The following is a 16,756-nucleotide window of genomic DNA, read 5'->3' on the forward strand; positions in this document are numbered from 1 at the left end:
GGTGGTTGAACACTCCGCAAGCGGGCATACGCGCTATATGACCGACCGCTCCTCCGATATCTCCAGGCAGGTACTACTCGCGGTGGCTGCCGCCATAGCGGCGATCGCCGCCGTCATCGGTTCGGGCACGCTGGGCGGCACACCGATCGCCGAGGCCGCCGACGGGGCGCTTTCGGCCGACGCCACCTTCGTCGCTCCCGGGGGCCCGGCCTTCGCCATCTGGTCGCTGCTGTACATCGGTTTCCTCGCGCTCGCGGTCTGGCAGCTCCTACCGGCGCAGCGTGGCAATCCGCGGATACGGGACCTATGGTGGCTGATCGTCCTGTCACTGCTGCTGAACGCGCTGTGGATCGCCACGGTGCAGCTCGGCTGGGTCTACGCCAGTGCCGTGGTGATCCTCGCCCTCCTCGTAACGCTGGCGGTGATCTTCGCCCGCTGCCTACGCTCACGTCCCGCCAACTGGGTCGAAGCTGTGCTGCTCGACGGCGTGATGGGGCTCTACTTCGGGTGGGTCATCGTCGCGACGGTGGCCAATATCGCCGCGGCGCTGAAAGCCGGGGGCGTCGACGAGCTCGGTCTCGGTGCGCAGCCGTGGGCGGTGGTGGTGCTGGTCGTCGCTGCCGCGGTCGGGGCCGGATTGGCCTTCCTCAGCGGCGGGCGGATCGCCTTCGCTCTCGCCATGATCTGGGGACTCGGCTGGATCGGGATCGCTCGTTTCGCCGGCGCCCCGGAATCAGCGGTGGTGGGATGTGTCGCGATCGCTGCCGCCGCGGTGATCGCGCTCGCCACCGTCGCGGCCCGGATCGGGCAGGAGAACAATGTTCCGGTGTCGTAGATGGTTGCCGCTCTCCGGCGCCGGTTTCCGTTCCGGCGGAAGACGCATTCTCGAAGACTGCGTACTTCCACCTCGGTTGCGCCTCGGGTGATGCCGCCGCTTGAAGTCGAAGGACGGAAAGATCTGCTCCGGCGAATCATGCCGTAGATGTGCACGCTTCCCTGGAACATGGTCATGAGAGTGATATACACCCGTGGCCGGTTGGAAGACGCACCGATCGGTTATGCCAGCGAATGCTGACGTCGTTTATCGGTGAACGCCGTAGTCGCCCAGCATCGGACCGGAGCGATCCGATCGGTGAAATCCGACGTCACCGGTGCACTGGGCAGAGGCTGTATCGGTTGGCCTGCACCTGCCTTGTTACCAGTGGCCGCCGGTCGCGTTCACCGATCGAAACCACGGTAAACACCGTCGTCGTCGACGTTGTCGGCGTATTCCTCGAAATTCACGTTGGCCAGCAAGAAGTTGGCCTCTACCTCGGCCATCGCGCTCGGCGCGAGCCGGAACTCGGCGGCGTGGATGCTGGTTCTGGCCGCGGCTTGGCGGATACGCCGGGGGATCGGTAGTAGAGCCAGAAAGTGAACCATTCCTCGTCGGCGGCTTTCCATGTGCAGCCGGTCCAGTCTCGGAAATCGACGCCGTCCGTTCCGGGGCGGGCGGATTCCGGGTTCAGTCCGGCTTCGGTGAGCGCGGATGCTGGGATATCGCATGGATCAGTGCTGGTGGTGTCTTCGCCGGTACCGCATCCCGTGCCCAGCCGGACGCCGGCGCTGCACACCAGTGCGGTCAGGCGCGCGTTCACACCAACCATGACCTGCCTTCCGGATATTCGTCGAAGTCATCGGGCCAATCGGAAGGGCCGACCGTGCCCGGGTCGGACCGCGGGCGGTGCGGTGGATTCTCCGGTGCAGGAGGCGCCACGTTCCACTGCCAAACGAACCGGCTCGATGACTTCAGTTCGATCACCTCCGGCGGAAGCGGGCGAGCATGGATTTCGATTTCGGACCACTGGCATTCACCGCGCTGTACCCGCAGCCAATAGTCGGCGAGCTCCGGCGAAACGCCCGGCCGGGTGGCCAGGGCGCGCATGAATTCTTCCGTGACCTCGGTCGGCTCGTCGAGGAAGGCCTGCATATCGAAGTTGTCCATGCGTATGCGCGCGGTACGCAGGTTGTCGACAGCTCCCATCAACTTGCGGAACGCGGATTCGACTGCCGGGTCGACGTCCGAGTTGCGGTCCGAGGACCGGTGCGGGTTCATCCGTTCTCCCAAGGTTGCCGGCCGGTACCCACGTCGTAGGCTTCGTCCGGGCGGTTGGTGGTCTGGGACAGGTCGGCCGCGAGCCGCGCGTCGTTCATGATGTCCGCCGCTTTGACGCCTTTGGCGAACGGCTCCACCAATTGCTCGAACTTCTGATTGGCTTTATCACGGACGAACTGCGCGGGATCACGAATTGCGTCCAGGAAGGTCTGGACTGCTTCGACCAGCTTTCTGATCTGGCCGACCAGGTCTACCGCGCGCGAGATGATGTCTTTTATCTTGAATGCGAGTTCGGTGATCTGGGCGGTCCAGCCGACTACCGGAATCTTCTTGAAGGCGAACTTGAAGGCGTCTGCCACCCCGTCGATGATGACCTGGCTCTCGAGCATTTCCCACAGCCATTGGAGTACGCTACGAACCGCGTTACGTATCTCATCGGAAACCGCTCCCAGGGCTTCGGCGATGATTCGGCCGGTGGGGCCTTCCCACTTCATCGCGGCGATCTGACGGGTAGCCCAGTCGCTGAACGCGAGCGCCGCCTGACCATCCCAATAGGCGTCGACGCGTTTCGCTCCCGACTCGAGATTCTTTCCGCATGCTTCCAGCGCCTGCCCGGCTATCTTGTACGCTTCGCCGATCCGGCGGATCTCGGTCCAGTTCCCGGGAATAGGCTTCAAAGCTTCACCCAGCGGATCGAATTCCCGGCCGGCGGCCTTCGTCAGTCTTTTCACCGTGTCGTTGACCGCCCCGAGCGGCGGCGCGACATCCCCGATGAGACCGATCAGCTCTTCTTTGTTCGCCGCAGGAGGATCCAGCTGCACGTTCTCCGGTTTCGGATACGAGGCGGCTCCCTCGAAGGGGTTGGTGGCCCCCACTGCCTCCTGGTCCGAGAGCACCGGTACCTGCTGGTCCGGGACGAGTATGTTGACTTTCTGGCGGTTCAGCGCTTCGTAGGTCCGGTTGTCCTGGTCTACATAGAGCCATGCGGCATCCCGCAGCGAAAGCGCGCTGTCGGCGGTGATCGTTCCGATGCTCAGCATGCGCATGCGGGTGGTCTCAGCGAATGATCTCAGTGGTTCGAGCAGGCCGTCGATGATCTCCGCGTTCAGCCACTCGGCGGGCGGTCCCTCCGTGCGGATGAAGTCGGCGGCCTTCCACACGTCCCGGCTGATGTCTTCCATGAGATTGCCCATTCCGGCAATCTCGTCGGCTTTGGCCCGGAAGTCCTCTACCAATCGATCACACCCCCATCCGTTATCTGTTATTTCGTATCGATCGAATGATGTTTTCCACTTCGTTCCCGCTGAGCGAATCCTCCAGTCCGAGGTGTCGGCGGATCACGAAAACGGCGACTTCGGCAGTGGCGGGCGCCGGTATGGCTACCACGGTGAATTCCGATTGCGCGGGATCGCAGGAGGCCCGCTGCGGAAGTCCGGAGATCGATGCCGTGTAGCGGACCGCGAGCCGGCCATCGAGGTCGAATTCGGTGGGCGAGCTGATCTCGACCTGGGGTTTGCTTTCTCCCGGATCCGAGAACAACTCCGGTGTTTTGTCGATCTCCTGACGTGCGGCTGTGCGTACATCCACGCCGTTTCGGCCCCTGGCGCCCACGAATGCGAGAGACGAGGTATCGGTCTCGGGGCAGTAGTGTGCGCCGTAGTCGCTGACGGCTCCGTAGGTGGCGATCGTGCCTCGTCCGGAGGCATCGGAGTAGCCCACCACTGTTTCGTTGCTCGGTCGCCAGCCGGCGCCGGACGGCACCGTATAGGTGAGCCCGTATTCGGTCGGCACGGGTTGCGGTTCACCCTCTGGGACCGGAATCAGCACCGGTCGGTCGATGCGCGGGTGGTCCGTCGGCGGGGGCGGATCGGCCGGGCCGAGCCCCGGAGGTGGATTCCACGCCGAGGTGTCGTCGGTGGCTGTTCCCTGGCTCTGCGCCAGGGGGTTGCCGATTTGCGCGGCGAATGCCATGACGCCAGCGGCGACAGCGATCGCTACCACCAGGCGAAGTGCCTGAATGCGTCCGCTCTTCGCCGGCCCCCGCCGAAAGAAATCACGCAGGAACGGTTCGATGCGTCCCCGCAAGTCCTCGCCCTTCACCACCCTCCGAATTCCGTGGAGGTGACGCGGCCGTCTGGTGCCGGAACGCCCGCTTCGGCGTCATTTGGCCGCTGCTGGCGTGTGTGGTTCGGCCCCAAAAGATCCCCTAGATCGTGCTCGCGTGCATCCGGACGATACACCGGACCGCGGTGGGCAGCGTGGACCGCCCGCCCTCTGTCTGTATTACACTCCGGCGTATCCGCTGGTTCGGGTCGCCGTCCACCGGTGGCGATTCAGCTGGCCAGACTGTGGGATGGATGGCTTCGTGATATCGCGTAGATACTTGTCGAAAGAAAGCGGCCATCCCATCCCTGGTGCCCGGCGGCTCGTTTTCTCCGCTGTCCCGACTGCCGCTATCGCTGTGGTCGGGCTGGCTACGGGATGTGCCTCCTCTGAATCGGCGGAGCCTGTAGGCAATACGCCCTCGGAATCGACTGCGTCGATTTCGGCGGCACCGGCTCCTGTGCCTTCGGCAGGCTCCATCAGCGTGTCCGTGCCGCCGGCTCGCGATAACGCGGTTCCCGGCGAGGTCGGATTCGATCCGTGTTTCGAGGTCGACGATTCACTGATCGCACGGGTGGGATTCGACCCCGGCAGCCGTCAACGGCAGGCAGCGGAGATCACCGGTAGTTCGCTGTTGACGAAAATCGGCTGTAGTTTCCGCCGCTATCCAGCAGGTGGTGGCGAGGGCGTGCCCACTATGTCGCTCAATATCACCACGAGTACGGAAACAGTCGCGGAAGTCGGCGGTGACGAGGACCATGAGGTCATCGATTCGGCGCCGATCAACGGTCGGCCCGCTGTCGTCTACCGGGTAGCCGGAACGACCTTGCCGGCGTGCGATGCCGTTGTCGAAGCCCCCGACGGGACTTTCGGTGTCACTTTGACAGTGGCTCCTGGGCTTGCCGACGCTTCGGACCCATGTGGCGAGATCCGAGAAGCCACTACCGTATTGGCTACGGCCCTCGACGGGTGACCGGTTCGGCCGGAGAAGTCCGGCCGGACCGACGGCACGCGAATGGAGGGACCGGTCCTCGTTCGAGGTGCGGCTGTTCCGTCGAGAGACGGGAAGACCGGTGCGATGGCCGGGTCATCAGGTGCGCTCGGTGGGGGTGCGTAACCGGCCACCGCGGGCGGCGCAGGCTCGGATGGAGCCGATCACGGCACGCCCGGAGGGCCGGTAGGGGCAGTGCGGGGGTTGGATCCAGCGGCGGAAGAGTTCGCCGCGGTCGGTGGGGGAGGGTAGGGCGATAGTGGCACCGGTGCGGACGACGGAGACGTCGAGGCGGAACATTTCGGCGAACAGGGCGGTGTCGTCGGGCAGGTCGGGCCGGATGAGGAAGGTCCACCGGCTGGAACGGATATGGGAGATGATGGGTCCTGCGCCGGTGCCGGCATCGTGGACGCGAGACCGTTGCAGGTCGCTCTTGACGGCGAGGCCGAGGGCATCATGAGGGCCCAGATGTGTCCGGCGGGCATGATGATGCGGCCGAGTTCGGGTGGGTCGATACGGGCGGGTAGGTCGCAGACGTGGCGGTAGTAATGGCAGCGGGTGCGCGGGGTATCGCCGAATAAAATATGTTCCATAGCGGTACTTCCGGATGGTGGTCGGGGTGTGGGGAACGCGCCCGTTCGGTGTGCTGTCGGACGTTGGGGTGCGGTGGGTCCGCCGGCTGCCCGGCGGGCGCGGGTCGAGGTCAATCCCGGTGTTCGGGCAGCGTGATCGCCAGTACCAGGACGATCAGCGGCAGGCCGATGGCGACGGCGAATCCGAGCGTGGTCACCGCTGCCCCCTCGTGGGCGAGGTGAGCGTGGACCCCAGTGGATACTCCTGTGTTCCGGTGATCAGCTCGGCTGCTGCGGTGACCACCCGCCACGGTGTAGCGGGCTCGAGTGCACCGATGTGGGGGATCACCACCGCGTCGGCGAGGTACTCGAGCGCGTGCTGGACAGCGATGAGTGCGGCCAACACGGCGGGAGCATCTGTATACACTGTGTAGACGATGTCCAGCGTGTGTCTCCGCACCAAGGCTTCGAATACGACCGGGTCGTGGTCGCTGTGCAGCAGGGCGACCGCCCGCTTCGGCCGGTTTCGATCCGTCACTGTGTAACCCCTCCTGAAATCGGTGTGCGGCACCCGGAACCGACGAACACCGCCTTCACTCGAAAGCGAGTGCTGACAAACGCTGAAGTCCACTCGGACCCTCGTCGCAGTCCTGATAGAGGTCGCAGAGTGGCTCCCGTATGTCTGCCGATAATCAGTTGCCGGAGGCTGGATTCAGCGTCGCGGCGATCGATCTCTTCCCCAATCCCCGTGCGAGATATCCCCAGTGGGGATTGCCTGTTGTCGGCGAGCCGGTCGTGTTCGGTTCCGAGGGTCTGGACAGAGCGTTATGGTGAGGCGAAACAAACCTCCGGACCAGCTGAAAGCGGTCGATTCATGAGAAAACGACAGCAGTGCCGCTCCTGCGGGGATGGAGCCGCGATAGAGACTGCCGCAGGCCTGTGCGCGGGGTGCGCGCGAGCGGCGGGTTTCCGCCGCCCCTTGCCCGCCGGTTTCTTCACCACCCCGATGATGCGGACAGCTCTGTCCGATCACGATTTCGCCGCTGTATTCGCTGCGATCCGTAATCGCACCGGTCTGTCGCAAACCCAACTCGCGGCCCTGGTCGGGCTGAGCCAGGCCCGGGTCTCCGAGGTGGAAGCTGGAGCACGGCGGTTGACCGGCGCAAAACTGGTCGCGCGTATCTCAACGGTCTTCGCTGTGCCCGCAGAGCTGCTCGGCTTCCACGTGGATACTGTCGGCCCTGCGGCCGGTAGCCTGGCCTGCGAGGAGGTGGACTGGGTGAACCGCAGAGACTTCGTCACCTTGGCAACCGCTGCCGCGCTCGGCTCTCGTTTGCACCCGGAACTCGAACGTCTGGCCCACGTCCTGCCGGGTCGGCTGGCCCCCGTCACGAGGCCCCGAATCGGTGACGCCGACATCGACGCGGTCGAAGCCATCAGCGACGGATTTCGCCGTTGGGATCTGGCCCACGGCGGAGGGCTGTGCCGCAGCGCCGCACTCAGCCAACTACACCAGGTCGCCGCACTCGACGACGCGGTATGCACCTCGACCGTCCGGGCTCGGTTGCAGATCGCCACCGCCGAGCTGGCGAGCATGGCCGGCTGGCTCGCCTACGACATCGAGGACCACAACGCCGCCCGTCGCCTGTGGACCTACGCCCTCCACATCGCCCAACGCGCCGACGACAATCCCCGCTCCACCGACCTCATGGTCATAGTCCTGCTCGATATGGCCCACCAGGCGCTGCACCTACGTCAGCCGAAAGACGCCCTCGCGTTCTGCCGGCTGGCCGCAGCCACCTCCACAAGTCGCCGTCACCCGGTATCGCACATCACCGAGGGATACATCCACACGGTCACCGCATGGTGCTGGGCGATGCTCGGCGAACCCGAACCGACTCGTAGAGCATTAGCCGATTCCCGAGCCGGGTACGCAGCGGCGAGCGCCGAGACGATCCCACCCTGGGCGTGGGTTGTCACCAACGCGGAAATTGATGCTCAACAGGGCCACGCACTGTATTTGCTGTCGCTGACACACCCAGAATTCGCCGAGTCCGCCGCCGCCCAATTGACCTCTGCGGCAGAAGGGCATCCGGCTGAGCACGAGCGCAGCCGTGCCGTGGTGCTGCCGACCTTGGCAGTCGCACATTTTCAAGCCGGTGACATCGACTCGGCAGTACAGATTGGACACGATGCTGTTACCGCGGTCACCGCGCTGTCTTCGCAGCGCTGCTACGCCCGTCTGCGAGACCTGGATACTGTCGCCGCCGGCCATCGATCGATCCCGGAAGTACTGGATCTGCGGGCCGATATCGCTGAGGCCCTGGCAGCGTGAGCGATGGTGGCAGATAGTGCACTACCAGGCCCATTCGAACTCGAAAAGGCCTGCCATGCTTATGGTTTGAATTCCAGCGCAGCGCAGCTACTGCATCGTAGGTCGAACGTTGTCTGGCGGGTTGACGATGTGGTCGTTCGTCTTGCCCCGGATACACCCCTACGCCGCACCCGCGCCGCCACGAGCATCGCTGTCACCCGATGGCTCGCATCAACGGCGACAGAGCCGATCGCGCTGAACCCGCTACCCGGCGACCAGCCGGTGCTGACGGACAACGCTGTGGCGACATTCTGGCCGCATCGGCGCCCGACCGCCGATCCCGCTGCCGGCGATATCGCGAGACTTGTTCGCCTCCTCCACAAGCAACCGACACCGCCGTTCCGGGTTCCGGAGTACCTCCCGTTGCAACGGCTGTGCGAGGCCCTCGAGGTCGACGCCGCTCGAGCACAGCCGGTTTTGAGCCGTCAGGACCGCGCCTGGCTTCAACACCAAGCGAACGAGCTGATCGCAGCGTTCGGGGCAACCCGGTTCCCGCTGGGATACGGCCTGGTCCACGCCGACGCGCACGAGGAAAATATGGTGCTGGACAACGGTAATTGGGTGCTCATCGACTGGGATAATGCCTGTTACGGCCCACGAGAACTCGATCTGGTCGGCACACTGCCCGACCACTTCCACACCCCGCACGCCGAGCGCGCCGAGTTCGTCCGAACATACGGCTATGACCTGCTCGAGTGGCCCGGATGGACATTGTTGCGGGACATCACCGAATACCACTCGCTCGGCTCTTATATCCGACTCGCCGCCGACATGTCTCGAGCTGCAAAGGAACTCCACCGCCGGGTGGAATCACTGCGTACCGGCAACCGCGAGGTTGTCTGGCAGACGGTTGGTTGAGCCGCCGTAACCGAAATACAGTATGCCGACAGGAATGATCCAACCCCGCTGGCTCCAGACATAGTTACCTGACGAGGGCCTATTTCCGACAGGGCCGAGGTACACCAGCGTGGGCGAGGATCGTGGACACCTGGGAACCTCATTCGGTGGGATCGGTGTCGTCCTCGGCTGCCGCCCGCAGGTTGTGAAGAGCTTCGATCGTCAACCGTTGGGATGAGTGCGCCCGCGCCCCGGCTGTGAATCGGATGCCCTCCCGCTGGCCTGCACCTGCCTTGTTACCAGTGGCCGCCGGTCGCGTTCACCGATCGAAACCACGGTAAACACCGTCGTCGTCGACGTTGTCGGCGTATTCCTCGAAATTCACGTTGGCCAGCAAGAAGTTGGCCTCTACCTCGGCCATCGCGCTCGGCGCGAGCCGGAACACCGGGGCACCGTCCCCTCGGACATCCTCGTCGCTGGTATCGACCACCAGCAGTGGGTGCTCGGGGTCGGTCATCGTGGTGGTGTCGGCGAGGAACACATAGGTCTGGCCATCGACCAGATCACCTAGATCGGCGGGGACCAGCCCGTCGAAGGTTACGTCGTCGACGGGTGTCAACTCGGTCATCATGTCTTCGTCGTAGGACGCGATGACCGCCGCGAGGGTTCGGGCCCAGGCCGTGTCGTCGGAGAAGTCCGTACGCACCAGAAGCGATTCGCCCTGGGGCAGGGATCGTGCCATATGCCCGATTGTGCACTACGGCAGCCGGACACCCTGCGCCACCCACGTCACGACGTCGAAATTCGCCGATACGAAAGTTCTCAGATCCGAGGCGACGTCAGCTTCTACCGAGGGTGACGTCGCAGATCGCCGATAGAACCACACCGATAGAGATGGCCGAGCGTGGCGATGCGCTCGAGGCGGTGCAGTTCGGCTGGGTTCATGTCAGTGCCGTGGTGATCCTCGAGCTGCTCGTAACGCCGGCGGTGAGCTCACCCGCTGCCTGCGCTCGCGTCCCGCGAACTGGGTGCAAGCCGTATTACTCGACGGCGTGATGGGCTGTATCCAGGGCGGGTGGGGGCGGAAAGCGGGATCGGTGAACACCGGCGCACGCGGTAGCGCTGGTCGCCGGTGAACGAGGTCTGGGCGCCCATCGACAACAGGGCCGCCGCTTCTGGGCGAGCGTACTAAATTGAGCCGAGGCAGGTTGGCAGTCGGTCGAGTGCCAGCCAGTGTAGTTCGAGGAGTTGGTATGGGCGGTGCCGGACGAATGATCGGCCCGATGTCACTGGTGTGGACACTGGGCGTCCCGGTAGCGGCCGTCGTCTTCATGGCAGGCGCGCTGAACCTGGGTGCCGTTCTCGCCCGTGCGACGGGGTCGCAAGTCGCTATGGCGCTGTTTCTTCCGGCCAGCGTGGTGCTGGGCTCGGCGGCGTGGATGCTGGTTCTGGCCGCGGCTTGGCGGATACGCCGAAAATATCTACGGCACGCCGGGCTCGCGATGTCCGCGACGGTGGTCGCCTCCGATCTGCGGCGCAAGCACAGTCACAGTCCGCTCAACTTCGATTTGTGGCGGGTGCGGGTCGAGGTCCGGTTTCCGCACCCGGAATCGGGCAGCGACACCCGGGTGCGGAAGCAATACTCCTACCCGCAATTCTTCGGGGCACGAGCACGCGCCCTGGCCGAACAGCTCGGTGTCGGCGCCTCGGTTCCCGTGATGGTCCACAAGAATTCCGTGTTGCTGGATATACCCAAACGTCCTACTTGGGCCGATATCTGGTGAGTCGGACGGCACGCCGCGCGGCGAGCCGTCTCGATCCGGGGCGTACGCGATGGGCTCGGATTCGGCAGTGGGGGCTGTCCTATTCCGGCAGGTACTTGCTCAACTGCTGGGCTACCCGCTGGTTCGCTGCGCAGAGCCCGTCGCCCTTGGCTTCGCCGGGCTCCCGTCGAACCGACAGCGACGACCACAGGAACGCCATCCCGTCCGGCAGCTCGACCCCGATATGGCAGAACCGCTGCCGTTCGGGATCCAGGTTCACCGTGAATTCGGTGGCTTTTCGTGAATCGATATCGGCAGGCCCGATCGCTCGGTAATGCTGGTATCGAGGGTCGGTGCTGAACTCTTCCAGGCTGGGGGATCCGTAGTAGAGCCAGAAAGTGAACCATTCCTCGTCGGCGGCTTTCCATGTGCAGCCGGTCCAGTCTCGGAAATCGACACCGTCCGTTCCCGGACGGGCGGATGCCGGGTTCAGTCCGGCTTCGGTGAGCGCGGATGCCGGGATGTCGCATGGATCCGTGCGGGTGTCCTCACCGGTGCCGCATCCCGCGCTCAGCAGGACGCCGGCGCTGAGCACCAGTGCGACGAGACGCGCTTTCACGCCAGCCATGTCCTGCCTTTCGGGTATTCGTCGAAGTCATCGGGCCAATCGCTGGGGCCGACCACCTCTTCCCGACCCGCTCGGGGTCGTTGCACCGGGGGCAGCGACGGAGGAGGTGGCGGAGGAGGAACCGGCGCGGGCGGAACAGCATCCCATTTCCACTCGAATGCCGGAAGCGATTTCAGCTCCGGTACTTCCGGGGGGAGAGGCCGGGCCAGACGCTCGATATCGCACCATCGGCATTCACCGGCGGCGACTCTCATCGCGTAGGCCTTCAACTCGGGCGAGGATGCCGGGCTGTCGGCCATTCTTTGCAGAAGGCTTTCGGTGACCGGGATCGGTTCACTCCAGAGCTCGGTCAGTTCGGTGCGCTCGAGGCGTAGGCGCGCCGTTTCCAGATCGCCGACGGCGTTCATGACGCGGCGGGCAACGGCCTCTATCTTGGGATCGAGATCGGGTTCAAACACGTATACCTCGGTGGGAAATGATATCTGCGTGATGCCGGATAGATCTCCGACGGTGTCCGGAATCCATCATGTCGCCGCTGCCCAGGGTTGCTCACCCGAGCCGATCTCGTAGGAATCCTTCGGCCGGTTGAGTGTATCCTCCGCATGCGCGATCGAGTTGATATCGTTGACCAGTGCGGCCTTCTTCGCCGCGTCCGCCACCGCGCCGGTCACCGGTTCCATCTTCTGCTGGACCCATTCTGCCCCCTTACCGATGGGGTCGGTGACGAACTGCATCAGTTCGGTGATGCGGTTACGCAATTCCTCGATTTCCCGCTTGATATCGAGCACCATATCGACGACTTTCCAAATCTTGGTGCTGAGGTCGATGGCTTCGGCGATCGTGCCGATGATGGGGATTTTCTTCGCCACGAACTTCAACAAGTCCTTGACGCTGCGGAAATCGACCATCGACACGACCATTTCCTTGAGCTTTTCGCAAGCCGTCCGGATGCATTCGCGGATTCTGTCGGAGATCACGTTGAAGAGGTCGCAGATCACGCGACCCGTGGGACCCTCCCATTTCATCGCGGCGATCTGTGCGCGCGCCCAGTCCTCGAACGCTATGGCAGCCTGCCCGTCCCAGTGCGGCCCGACCCGGCCGAGTGCGTCCTCGAGGTTCTTACCCGAAGCCTCCATGCCGTTGCCGGCCAGCTTGTAGGTTTCGCCGATCCGGCGCAGTTCGTTCCAGTTCACCGTGATCGGGTTGAGAACCGTCTCGATGATGTTGATCTCTTGGTCCGCCATCCGGGTGACATCCTTGATGGCGTCGTTGACGTCGCCGAGCACACCTGTCGTCTCGGAGATCAGATCCGCGAGCTCCGGGGGCGCCGCGGACGGGGGATCGGTGTTGATCGTATTGGGCTTCGGATACCAGATCGAAGCGTAGTAATCCTTGACCACGCCGGGGTTCTCGACACCCGAGTCGACCGCCACCGGTTGGCCGGTATACATATCCACGGTCGCCGCATTGAGCGCCTCGTAATTCTTCTTGTCCTGCTCGTGGTAGAGCCACGCGGCACGGTTCAGTTCGGTACTCGTGGACAAGTTTTTGCCCGATATATCGGACTGCCGCTTCGAGGTCGCTTCGGCTGCGGCTGTGAAGGGCTGCATGAGCGGCTGGAAGATCTCGCCCCCGAATCCGGCCGGGCTGACGCGGCAATGCTCCCGTGTCAGAGTCGCGATGCGGTATCCGTCGTTGGCGATTTCTTCGACTACATTGCTCAGCCCGGACAGGTGCTGAGGATCGGCTACGAGGTCTTCTGGCATGGCGGCTCTTCCGGCTGAACACATTCGATCTTGCGTATGCGCCGGTAAGCCTACCGCTGGGCATCCAGTTGCCCCCGGCCGATGCCTGGGGTGGAGATGCTGCGGTGGATGGGTCCGCCGAGCATGGACGATTCGGGTATGGGATGCGTTCGGTAGGGGTGCGTGCCCGGTCGTCGGGGTGGCGCCGGTGCGGACGACGAAGCCGTCCAGGCAGAACATCTCGGCGAACAGAGCGGTGGCATCGGGTAGGTACGCGTCCGGGGGCCGTGCACCGTTCTCCCGCTTGTAACGAGCGGGAGGCGGCGCGGTCAGATCAGGGCGGCCAAGCCGTCACGGTAGGAGGGGTAACGAGGTGTCCACATCAGTTCGTCGACGGCGCGCCGGTTGGACAGGCGAACGTGGGTGGTGACCATCAGGGCGTGCAGGTACGGCAGGGCAGCCAGGATATGGCCGGGTACCCGTCGGGGAGGAGGGGCCCCCGCGGTTTGTGCTACGGCGCGGAAATAGGTCTCGAAATCGACCGGATGGTCATCCACGATGTTGTACGACCGATCGGGACCACACCGGTGCAGTGCGGCGATGGTGGCCGTGGCGGCGTCGTGAATGTGGATGAGCGATACGGTACCGCTGGGATGTGGTGCGAGCAGCCGGCGTCGCCGGGCGAGGCCGATCAGCCGTCGGGTCGCGGGTTCCGGGCCGTAGAACATGCCGTAACGCAGAGCGATACCGTCTATGCCAGGAGCATCGAGAACCTGCGCCTCGTTGGCGCGCAGGGAGTTCATGTGCCGGTCGAAACCTCGATGGCCGGTTCGTACGGCGAAGGGGTGATCCTCGTCCAGTAACCGGTCGCCGTGATCGCGATAGCCGTATCCCAGGAAGAACGACTGAGTGAGGAAGCGCCGGGCGCCGAGCTCCGCCGCGGCGCGGAGCAGGTGGGCGGTGCCGCGCTCGCGCAGGGCGTCGGTGGCATACAGGTGACGGTGCATGAAGGGCACACCGGTAATCGAGGTCGCCTGGTGGATCACCGCGTCGGCCTGCCGACCGTCCAGCGCGGCCAGTAGGTCCTCGGCGTTCATGAGGTCGGCTTGCACCGGCTGCACACCCAGCGCCGCCAGCCGGGCCGCTCCGGCGGCCGACCTCGTCAGAGCGAGTACGTGATGCCCCTCGGCCAGCAGCAGCGGGATCAGGGCGGAGCCGAGTGTGCCGGTCGCGCCGGCCAGCAGAACCCTCATGAGTTCACCCCGGCCCGGACACACAGCTTCCGAATGCGTACCACCAGGGCCGCCAGCGCTACCGCGGAGATCACCAACAGCGTCCACGGGTCGGAGGCGTTGCCGCCCAGTGGCAGGTCGACGGCGTGGTTGACGGCATGGAAGGTATTCGTGAACACGAAACCGGCCAAGACCACAGCCGTTACATCACGCCAGAGCAGAGCGCACAACATCGTCAACCCGATCCCGATCTGGAACACGCCCGCGTCGTGCAGGAAATGTACGTGTTCGGGCCAATTCGCGAAGCGGGCGAAGCTTGCCGGATCCAGCCGGGCCCAGCTTCCGGCGCCGAGCATGGTCGATGCCGCCAGCACCACCACCACCTTGACCATTCCGTCCTCGGACATCTGTCACAGTTCCTTTCCTTGCCTCTGTTCATGAGAGGCACGCGCCCGGCCGAGGCGTGACATGAGTCCGTGTGTTCCGGCGCACATGTCACGTCTGGGCCGGCGAAGTACCTCATATGGACGGAACACGGCATTCGAGAAGATGGATGGGCATCATGGACAACACCTTCGAACAGCACCGGAACCTGCTGTTCACCCTCGCCTACGACATCCTGGGCAGTGTGCACGACGCCGAGGACGTGGTGCAGGAAACCTGGCTCGCCTGGGCCGCTGTGGAGGTCGGCCGCCTCGACCACCCCAGGGCATACCTGGTGCGCATAGCCGTACGGCAGGCACTGGCACGAGCGCGCCGCCTGCGCGCCGCGCGGGAAGACTACGTGGGCCCCTGGCTCCCGGCGCCTCTGCTCACGGGCTCCGACCCCAGTGAAACCACCGCCCGGGCAGAAGAGCTGACCTTCGGCCTGCTGGTGGTGCTGGAAACCCTCTCGCCGTTGGAACGGGCCGCCTTCGTCCTGCGCGAAGGATTCGGCTACGAGCACACCGAGATCGCCCGCATTCTGGAGCGGACCCCTGCGGCGGCCCGGCAGTTGGTGCATCGTGCCCGCGAGCACGTCCAGGCGCGGCGGCCGCGATTTCCCGCGGACTCCGGCCTCGCACGCCGTGCCGCCGAACGCTTTCTGGCCGCCGCGCTCGGTGGCGATCTCGGCGATCTGATGGAAGTCCTCGCCCCCGACGCCGTGCTGTGGACCGACGGCGGCGGTGCGGTGCGCGCAGCCCTGCGCCCGGTGACCGGAGCGGCCAAGGTGGCCCGTCTGCTCGCGACGATCGGCCCCCGCTACGGCCACCTGTCCGCGCGCTGGCTCCCCGGCAACCAGCCCACCGCTCTGCTCCTGGCCGACGGCGAGCTACGCGCGGTACTGGTGTTGGAACTGGACGCTGACACGGCAAGGGCCCGGAACGTCTACGGCATCGTCAATCCCGGCAAGCTCACCCATCTGTCACCGGCTCGGTAGTCGACCATCCCGAGCCTATCGGCTGTTCACAACCGACTCGGGTGGAAGGGCGGGTACCCCCACTCCCGGGCGTTGAGGGTGGGATCGTTGTACCACGGATCACCGTAGTTCTCGTAGGGGTCGCCGAGTGCTTGCAGGCGGGACCGGCCGCGCTCGGTGATTTCTGCTCGGAACACCTCGCTCGAGCCGATTTCCTCTTCCGAGATATCCAGATACCCGGGAATGCCGTTGAACCCGCGGGCGATCCGCTGAATCGCCTCCTCAGCGGGGACTTCCCACGGTTCCCAGGACCGGCCACCGCCGGGAAAGGATCCTGCACGGATATATCCCTTGTCGATGAGCTTGCGAATTTTCTCCAGGACCGCTTGCCTGGAATATTTGGACGGAGTCAGAGTTCGTATGTTCTTCTCGAACTCGGACAGGGGTGCCCAGTCGTCGGAAATTCCATACAGCAGGAAATTATCGAGAACAATATTCATCACTTCGGGCGGGTGTGCCTTCACTACTCGTCCGTTGGGGTGAGTTGCGTTGACTGTGGTGACGATGTTCTTGATGATGGTAGCCGCGTTGGCGTGTCCTCACCCACATCAACGGGGTCGACGACCATGTCTTCGGCACCCTCCAATTCCGATACCGACAGGTCGGCGCGCTGCAGATCCGCACCGTGGAAGACGGCATGCTGGGTGTGGCAGCCGCGACCCTGCACTTTGCGGAGGCCGGCGCCACTCGGCTCTGCCCGGCGGATGTCGGCTTCCGTCAACCATGCCGTATTAGAATGCCTCAGTCGCCGCTGAACCACAGGTAGCCGTGTTCACGGATCGCGAGTTCGGCGGCGCGTTGCAGCGATGAGATGGTCTCTCGTTCGTCTTCGTTTCTCGGTTCGAAATCCTTCAGCTCCTCCAGTAGGAACTTGAGTTGATACGAGTTGAACATGGTATCGGCGTATTTGTGGATACCCTGCATCATCGGCGTCCGGGGATCCCTGAATACCATTTC

Annotated in this window: 21 protein-coding genes; 6 read left to right on the top strand and 15 right to left on the bottom strand. The window is 64.4% G+C overall.

What is annotated here, in order from left to right; translation table 11 throughout:
• Window positions 1-37: 37 nt before the first annotated feature.
• Entirely contained in the window at window positions 38-835 is a 798-nt protein-coding gene (locus ACYR7D_RS14690; RefSeq protein WP_459545142.1) for a tryptophan-rich sensory protein, read from the top strand.
• A 383-nt stretch (window positions 836-1,218) separates the two neighbouring features.
• On the opposite strand, the gene ACYR7D_RS14695 is transcribed toward ACYR7D_RS14690, so the two are convergent.
• The 4 genes from ACYR7D_RS14695 to ACYR7D_RS14710 form a co-directional block, all read right to left on the bottom strand.
• Complete coding sequence (locus ACYR7D_RS14695; RefSeq protein WP_459545143.1) at window positions 1,219-1,422, bottom strand: DUF6924 domain-containing protein; 204 nt, start codon at window positions 1,420-1,422, stop codon at window positions 1,219-1,221.
• Between the two features lie 211 nt (window positions 1,423-1,633).
• Window positions 1,634-2,095 carry a hypothetical protein gene (locus ACYR7D_RS14700; protein ID WP_459545144.1) on the bottom strand — a complete coding sequence of 154 codons (462 nt, stop codon included), beginning with the start codon at window positions 2,093-2,095 and terminating at the stop codon, window positions 1,634-1,636.
• Complete coding sequence (locus ACYR7D_RS14705; RefSeq protein WP_459545145.1) at window positions 2,092-3,330, bottom strand: hypothetical protein; 1,239 nt, start codon at window positions 3,328-3,330, stop codon at window positions 2,092-2,094. Before ACYR7D_RS14705 ends, ACYR7D_RS14700 begins: the two co-directional genes overlap by 4 nt.
• Before the next feature lie 19 nt (window positions 3,331-3,349).
• Complete coding sequence (locus tag ACYR7D_RS14710; protein WP_459545146.1) at window positions 3,350-4,066, bottom strand: hypothetical protein; 717 nt, start codon at window positions 4,064-4,066, stop codon at window positions 3,350-3,352.
• A gap of 382 nt (window positions 4,067-4,448) precedes the next feature.
• On the opposite strand from ACYR7D_RS14710, the gene ACYR7D_RS14715 reads away from it, so the two are divergent.
• Window positions 4,449-5,171 (top strand): DUF3558 domain-containing protein, encoded by a 723-nt coding sequence (locus ACYR7D_RS14715; protein ID WP_459545147.1) that lies wholly within the window; start codon window positions 4,449-4,451, stop codon window positions 5,169-5,171.
• 117 nt (window positions 5,172-5,288) lie between these two features.
• Here the strand turns inward: ACYR7D_RS14715 and ACYR7D_RS14720 are convergent, their stop codons facing one another.
• Window positions 5,289-5,489 carry a hypothetical protein gene (locus tag ACYR7D_RS14720; RefSeq protein ID WP_459545148.1) on the bottom strand — a complete coding sequence of 67 codons (201 nt, stop codon included), beginning with the start codon at window positions 5,487-5,489 and terminating at the stop codon, window positions 5,289-5,291.
• Window positions 5,490-5,975: 486 nt separating this feature from the next.
• A complete protein-coding gene (locus tag ACYR7D_RS14725) occupies window positions 5,976-6,299 on the bottom strand; it encodes a hypothetical protein (protein WP_459545149.1) in 324 nt (107 codons plus the stop codon).
• Window positions 6,300-6,635: 336 nt separating this feature from the next.
• Between ACYR7D_RS14725 and ACYR7D_RS14730 the strand changes: the two genes are divergently transcribed.
• Window positions 6,636-8,096: a helix-turn-helix domain-containing protein gene (locus ACYR7D_RS14730; RefSeq protein ID WP_459550161.1), complete on the top strand. Its 1,461-nt coding sequence runs from the start codon at window positions 6,636-6,638 to the stop codon at window positions 8,094-8,096.
• Window positions 8,097-8,099: 3 nt separating this feature from the next.
• Window positions 8,100-8,993, top strand: coding sequence for a phosphotransferase family protein (locus ACYR7D_RS14735; RefSeq protein ID WP_459545150.1), 894 nt, complete (start codon window positions 8,100-8,102; stop codon window positions 8,991-8,993).
• A 298-nt stretch (window positions 8,994-9,291) separates the two neighbouring features.
• Here ACYR7D_RS14735 and ACYR7D_RS14740 read toward each other — a convergent pair whose 3' ends face one another.
• A complete protein-coding gene (locus ACYR7D_RS14740; protein ID WP_459545151.1) occupies window positions 9,292-9,714 on the bottom strand; it encodes a DUF6924 domain-containing protein in 423 nt (140 codons plus the stop codon).
• A gap of 511 nt (window positions 9,715-10,225) precedes the next feature.
• On the opposite strand from ACYR7D_RS14740, the gene ACYR7D_RS14745 reads away from it, so the two are divergent.
• Window positions 10,226-10,756 (top strand): hypothetical protein, encoded by a 531-nt coding sequence (locus ACYR7D_RS14745; protein WP_459545152.1) that lies wholly within the window; start codon window positions 10,226-10,228, stop codon window positions 10,754-10,756.
• Between the two features lie 79 nt (window positions 10,757-10,835).
• Here ACYR7D_RS14745 and ACYR7D_RS14750 read toward each other — a convergent pair whose 3' ends face one another.
• The 5 genes from ACYR7D_RS14750 to ACYR7D_RS14770 form a co-directional block, all read right to left on the bottom strand.
• A complete protein-coding gene (locus tag ACYR7D_RS14750) occupies window positions 10,836-11,363 on the bottom strand; it encodes a DUF3558 domain-containing protein (RefSeq protein ID WP_459545153.1) in 528 nt (175 codons plus the stop codon).
• Complete coding sequence (locus tag ACYR7D_RS14755) at window positions 11,351-11,821, bottom strand: hypothetical protein (protein ID WP_459545154.1); 471 nt, start codon at window positions 11,819-11,821, stop codon at window positions 11,351-11,353. The genes ACYR7D_RS14750 and ACYR7D_RS14755 overlap by 13 nt, the downstream gene beginning before the upstream one ends.
• Before the next feature lie 66 nt (window positions 11,822-11,887).
• Complete coding sequence (locus tag ACYR7D_RS14760) at window positions 11,888-13,348, bottom strand: hypothetical protein (protein WP_459545155.1); 1,461 nt, start codon at window positions 13,346-13,348, stop codon at window positions 11,888-11,890.
• Window positions 13,349-13,437: 89 nt separating this feature from the next.
• Window positions 13,438-14,361: an NAD-dependent epimerase/dehydratase family protein gene (locus tag ACYR7D_RS14765; RefSeq protein ID WP_459545156.1), complete on the bottom strand. Its 924-nt coding sequence runs from the start codon at window positions 14,359-14,361 to the stop codon at window positions 13,438-13,440.
• A complete protein-coding gene (locus ACYR7D_RS14770) occupies window positions 14,358-14,747 on the bottom strand; it encodes a hypothetical protein (RefSeq protein WP_459545157.1) in 390 nt (129 codons plus the stop codon). Before ACYR7D_RS14770 ends, ACYR7D_RS14765 begins: the two co-directional genes overlap by 4 nt.
• Window positions 14,748-14,902: 155 nt before the next feature.
• Here ACYR7D_RS14770 and sigJ point away from each other — a divergent pair, with 155 nt between their 5' ends.
• On the top strand, window positions 14,903-15,760 hold the full coding sequence (gene sigJ, locus ACYR7D_RS14775) for an RNA polymerase sigma factor SigJ (protein WP_459545158.1): 858 nt from the start codon (window positions 14,903-14,905) through the stop codon (window positions 15,758-15,760).
• A gap of 26 nt (window positions 15,761-15,786) precedes the next feature.
• Here sigJ and ACYR7D_RS14780 read toward each other — a convergent pair whose 3' ends face one another.
• From ACYR7D_RS14780 to ACYR7D_RS14790, 3 genes are read right to left on the bottom strand one after another with little or no spacing between them, the layout of a single operon-like run.
• Window positions 15,787-16,239, bottom strand: a complete 453-nt coding sequence (locus ACYR7D_RS14780; protein ID WP_459550162.1) for a hypothetical protein — start codon at window positions 16,237-16,239, stop codon at window positions 15,787-15,789.
• A 23-nt stretch (window positions 16,240-16,262) separates the two neighbouring features.
• Entirely contained in the window at window positions 16,263-16,559 is a 297-nt protein-coding gene (locus ACYR7D_RS14785; protein WP_459545159.1) for a pentapeptide repeat-containing protein, read from the bottom strand.
• The gene (locus ACYR7D_RS14790; RefSeq protein WP_423697395.1) at window positions 16,541-16,753 is read right to left on the bottom strand and encodes a hypothetical protein; all 213 of its coding nucleotides are present in this window, start codon (window positions 16,751-16,753) and stop codon (window positions 16,541-16,543) included. The genes ACYR7D_RS14785 and ACYR7D_RS14790 overlap by 19 nt, the downstream gene beginning before the upstream one ends.
• Window positions 16,754-16,756 lie beyond the last annotated feature (3 nt).

It is taken from the genome of Nocardia sp. X0981 (assembly GCF_977089955.1).